The 5,207-nt window shown below is 60.7% G+C and carries 5 protein-coding genes; 2 read left to right on the top strand and 3 right to left on the bottom strand.

All coding sequences use genetic code 11. The features are described from left to right. The 3 genes from ACFE0K_RS05575 to glnK form a co-directional block, all read right to left on the bottom strand. Positions 1 to 695: class I SAM-dependent rRNA methyltransferase (locus ACFE0K_RS05575; RefSeq protein ID WP_434535119.1), on the bottom strand; the 695-nt coding region annotated here is incomplete at its 3' end. Between the two features lie 243 nt (positions 696 to 938). Then, positions 939 to 2,198, bottom strand: a complete 1,260-nt coding sequence (locus ACFE0K_RS05580; RefSeq protein ID WP_434535120.1) for an ammonium transporter — start codon at positions 2,196 to 2,198, stop codon at positions 939 to 941. Positions 2,199 to 2,269: 71 nt separating this feature from the next. Next, positions 2,270 to 2,608, bottom strand: a complete 339-nt coding sequence (gene glnK / locus ACFE0K_RS05585) for a P-II family nitrogen regulator (protein WP_008930504.1) — start codon at positions 2,606 to 2,608, stop codon at positions 2,270 to 2,272. A 371-nt stretch (positions 2,609 to 2,979) separates the two neighbouring features. Here glnK and ACFE0K_RS05590 point away from each other — a divergent pair, with 371 nt between their 5' ends. Next, positions 2,980 to 3,228 carry an accessory factor UbiK family protein gene (locus tag ACFE0K_RS05590; protein ID WP_035250611.1) on the top strand — a complete coding sequence of 83 codons (249 nt, stop codon included), beginning with the start codon at positions 2,980 to 2,982 and terminating at the stop codon, positions 3,226 to 3,228. Between the two features lie 216 nt (positions 3,229 to 3,444). Beyond that, positions 3,445 to 4,935, top strand: a complete 1,491-nt coding sequence (locus tag ACFE0K_RS05595; protein ID WP_434535121.1) for a YifB family Mg chelatase-like AAA ATPase — start codon at positions 3,445 to 3,447, stop codon at positions 4,933 to 4,935. Positions 4,936 to 5,207: the final 272 nt, after the last annotated feature.

A 5,207-nucleotide genomic window follows, 5' to 3' on the forward strand; every position in this document is an offset into this window, starting at 1 on the left:
CAATAGGAAAACACGTCCAGCACCCGCGCCCCTTTGGCCAGTGGCACCATGGCCTGACGCGCACTGCGGTGGTCGTAGAACCAGCCTGTTTTCTGCCCTTCCGCCAGCGGCGCCACAAAGCGGGCGCCGTTTTCGGTGAGCGACACCTCGTCGACCAGATCGCCTTTCAACGCTTTGGTATAGCGCTCCATACCCTCGATTTCCCGGGCCGCGGCTTCGTTCTTGGCAATGATATGGGTCGGGTCAAGCACCGCATCCAGAGCACTGACGATGGTGTCCAGGTGCGCTTCCATGGCGCCGGAACCGGTCTGCACCACCAGCACATCACCGAAACGGTCCACCACCAGGCCGGGCAGGCCGTCGGCTTCGCCGAAGATCAACCGGTAGCTGGGTTCATCGAACAGGGTCTCGCGCAGGGCCAGTGCCTGCTCGATGCGTTTCTTGAAGAAACTGCGCGACAACTCCTGCTTTACGTCACGGCTGTAAAGGCGGGCAGCAATCAGCGAGTGGGGGCTGAGCAGGGCCCGACCCAGCGGCTTGCCACGGCTGTCTTCCACCACGCAAGCGACACCGGCAGGCAGTTCCCGCAGCGGTGTATGGCGGGTATCGATCTCATTGGCGTAGACCCACAGGTGGCCGGCCTTGAGGCGGCGTTCTTCGTTCTTGCGCAGGCGGATAACAGTGGTTTCGCTCATGGTGCTCACAGACGGCTGGCGGGAAAGGCCGCATGATAGCACAGAGGTCAGGCGCCACTGATCCTCCAACGGTGGCGAGTGACGAGAGGCGAGGAACGAAAACCTGGGAAGCCTCTCGTATCTCGCAACCGATCTATCGCACCGGCATTGGCAGGCCTGCGAGCGCCCAGCGACCCTGTTTGTGAAAACAAAAAAAGGGCGCCCGAAGGCGCCCTGTCATTTCAAGGAAATCGTTGTGAAGGATTAACCTTTCACGAATTCCGGGTAGGCTTCCATACCGCAGTCGGCGATGTCCATGCCTTCGTACTCGTCTTCTTCGGAAACCCGGATGCCCATGACGGCTTTCAGGATGCCCCAGACGATCAGGCTGGCCACGAATACCCAGATGAAGATGGTAGCCGCACCGATGATCTGACCAGAGAAGGACACATCGCTGTTGGTGACCGGTACCAGCAGCAGACCCAGCAGACCCACCACACCGTGTACGGAGATGGCACCAACCGGATCGTCGATCTTCAGCTTGTCCAGAGTCAGGATGCTGAACACTACCAGTACACCACCGGCGGCACCGAACAGGGTAGCCAGCAGCGGCGTCGGAGTAGACGGCTCGGCAGTGATCGCCACCAGACCGGCAAGCGCACCGTTAAGCAGCATGGTCAGATCGGCCTTGCCGAACAGGATGCGGCCAACAATCAGGGCAGCAACGGCACCACCAGCGGCAGCAGCGTTGGTGTTCAGGAACACCATGGCGACGGAGTGCGCGCTTGCAGCATCACCCAGCTTCAGTACAGACCCGCCGTTAAAGCCGAACCAGCCCATCCACAGGATGAAGGTACCCAGGGTCGCCAGCGGCAGGTTGGCACCAGGGATAGCGTGCACCTCACCGTTCGGACCGTACTTGCCTTTACGGGCACCCAGCAGCAGCACACCCGCCAGAGCAGCAGCAGCACCAGCCATGTGAACGATGCCGGAACCAGCAAAGTCAGAGAAGCCCAGGTCGCCCAGGTTGTACATGCCAAACACGTCGGCACCACCCCAGGTCCAGGAACCTTCCAGCGGGTAGATCACGCCGGTCATGAATACTGCGAAGACCAGGAAGGCCCACAGCTTCATGCGCTCAGCAACCGCACCGGAGACGATGGACATGGCGGTAGCCACGAACACCACCTGGAAGAAGAAGTCAGACGCACCAGAGTAAACGGAGTCACCATCGAATCCGTTCTCGGTAGATGTGCTCAGCACACTGGCCAGATCGAAAGCTTCGATACCGTCCAGGAAGATGCCGCCGCCGTACATGATGGCGTAACCACACACCAGGTACATGATGCAGCTAATGGCAAACAGCGCCACGTTCTTGGTGAGAATTTCGGTGGTGTTTTTCGCACGCACCAGACCGGCTTCCAGCATGGCAAAACCGGCAGCCATCCACATTACCAATGCGCCACACACCAGAAAATAAAAGGTGTCCATGGCGTACTGAAGTTCAAAAATTTGATTTTCCACAATGCAACCCTCCGAAAATGGAAGCGTGTTCTCTAAACCCTGGCATGGGTCGATTTACAACACGGTAAAACTTAAATCGCGTCCTCACCGGTCTCGCCGGTACGGATACGAATGGCTTGCTCCAGGGAGGTGACAAAGATCTTGCCGTCACCAATCTTGCCGGTATTGGCAGCTTTCGCGATGGCTTCGATCACCTGGTCCAGAGAGGACTCGGCGATGGCCACCTCGATTTTTACCTTGGGCAGAAAATCCACCACGTACTCGGCACCCCGGTACAGCTCGGTGTGACCTTTCTGGCGTCCAAAGCCTTTCACCTCGGTAACGGTGATGCCTTGCACGCCGATCTCGGAGAGTGCTTCACGCACGTCATCCAATTTGAACGGCTTAATTACGGCAGTAACCAGTTTCATTTCATTCTCCTCAGCTTTCACCGCGTCCGGTGTCGTCCGTTTCACTTCGAGCCCCGTTATGGTTCCCGATCCACAGTTTGCTCGAACGCTCTGACCCAATAAGTGCACGACCCATGCCAGGTTTAGAAAATCATGCATTTTCAGTAGGTTACATCCCGATCCCGATTCAGGGAACGGGTTCGGCGCGCCATTATAGCGCACCACCTTGGGGCGGGTTCCAACTTGGTGCAGCGCTGTTGCCCTGCACCGCCGGTGCCGCGCCAGCGGACACCGTGCTACCATCCGCCCACCAATACAAGCACCGCCGCCACAGACCGCATTCCCGGCGGCCCGGGCCAGCCATTGACCCTGGTCCCCGATGGAGATTCGTGATGCCTGATCAACCCTTTATCGACCGCCTGATGGCCGACATCAGCGGACGCCTGCCCACCGATCTGGGCGGCCTGCGCAACGAAGTGGAGCGCAATGTGCGCAGCGTGCTGGCGGAAGCCGTCAGCCGACTGGATCTGATCACCCGGGAAGAGTTCGATATTCAGCAGCAGGTACTGATGCGCACCCGGGAAAAGCTGGAAGCGCTGGAGAAGCAGGTGGCGGAGCTGGAGAAGACGACTGACGCCTGACGCCTGACGCCACCGAAAGCGAGGTACGAGTTTCGAAGAGCACAACCGGCCCAGCCTTTCGCAACTCGTTTCTCGTAACTTGTAGCTCCGGGCAAGTGATCCGTTACGCTTGTGCAGAAAGTCCGATTTCCTACATCTGCCGCCACCAACCTCGCACACGTACCGTCTCCGCCGCCCCGTACACTGCCTCGCACACCCTGAATTCTGCGAGACCACGTGACGCACGCATTGCTCTACAGCCGGGCACCACTCGGCATTCAGGCCCGGGAAGTGCGGGTGGAGACCCATCTGGCTCCGGGTCTGCCCGCCTTCACCATCGTCGGCATGGGCGACACCGCTGTGCGGGAAAGTCGCGACCGGGTGCGTTCGGCACTGGTCAACAGCGGCTTCGAGTTTCCCCAGCGGCGCATCACCGTGAGCCTGGCACCGGCAGATCTGCCCAAGGACGGCGGCCGTTTTGATCTGCCCATTGCCCTGGGCATCCTGCTGGCCAGCGGCCAGCTCGGAAAACTGGACAGCAATCAGTACGAATTTATCGGCGAGCTGGCATTGAATGGCGCCTTGAGCCCGGTGCCCGGCATGCTGCCCTGTGCGCTGGCCTGCCAACCCACCGGCCGCACGTTGATCGTTCCCCGCGACAATGCGGATGAAGCTGCACTGGCAGGTGCCAGCACCGTGGCCGGAGACCAGCTCGCCCAGGTGGCAGCCCACCTGGTGGGCCAGTCGCCACTGCCGCTCCACGATCACCCGGCACCGGAAACCGCCACCTATGAGGGCGGTTGCCTCTCCGAAATTCGCGGCCAGGCCGCGGCCAAACGGATACTGGAGATTGCCGCCGCCGGCGGCCATTCGCTGCTGCTTAGCGGTCCACCTGGTGCCGGCAAGAGCATGCTGGCCTCACGGCTGCCGGGGCTGGTGCCACCATTGCACCCGAAACAGGCATTGGAAGTAGCGGCCATTCATTCCCTGAAACAGCCTCGCCCGGCCCGTCTGTTTCACCAGCGACCCTATCGAGCCCCCCACCACACCGCGTCGGCCACCGCCCTGGTGGGTGGCGGCAGCCACCCGCGCCCGGGAGAAATTTCCCTGGCCCACCACGGCATCCTGTTTCTCGATGAGTTGCCGGAGTTCGACCGGCGAGTGCTGGAGGTGTTACGCGAACCGCTGGAAACCGGCGAGGTGAGTATCGCCCGTGCGGCCCAACAACTGACCTTTCCGGCCCGCTTCCAGTTGATCGCGGCCATGAATCCCTGCCCCTGCGGTTATCTGGGCGACCCGGAAAAGGGCTGCGGCTATCGTTGCGATAAGGCCAAGCGCTATCAAAGCAAACTGTCCGGGCCCTTGCTGGACCGTATTGATCTGCACCTGGACGTACCGGCGGTGGAAGCGCAGGAATTGCTCGGCGACCGTCAAGGGGAAACCAGCGATACGGTCCGTGCCCGGGTCCGCGCGGCCTGGCAACGGCAATGGCAGCGCCAGCGACAACTGAACCGGGAGCTGCGCAGCGACGACCTGGACCCACTGCTACGCCCCCATCGCGACTGGCTGGCCAGCGTCATGACCCGCATGGGCTTGTCCGCCCGCGCCCTGCACCGCAGTGCCCGGGTAGCTCGCACCATCGCCGATCTGGCCGGGACGGATACTGTTGACCGGGGTCACTTGCGCGAAGCTCTGAGTTATCGGCAAACGGTAGCGGACAGCCGTTAATCCTGCCCAGATTACCCGCAGTCTCTCGGCGTATCAGCCGGCGACCAGTATCGCGACCAGTACAGCCAGCAGTGACAACGGCACGATGATGAGCGAGCTCTTGAGGAATTTTTCCGCATAGAGCTGCCTAGTGTATTGATCCAACATGATGTAGTGTCCCACAACCCGTTAAAATGGCAGCCTCGCGACTACCCCCACAGAAGTACGCTTTTTTTATTTTTACTGACTGTTACCCAGCATATGCCCTGCCCGCGGCTGGCTTGCGGCTTGGC

It is taken from the genome of Alcanivorax sp. (assembly GCF_051117345.1).
In the GTDB taxonomy this organism is placed as follows: Bacteria; Pseudomonadota; Gammaproteobacteria; order Pseudomonadales; family Alcanivoracaceae; genus Alcanivorax.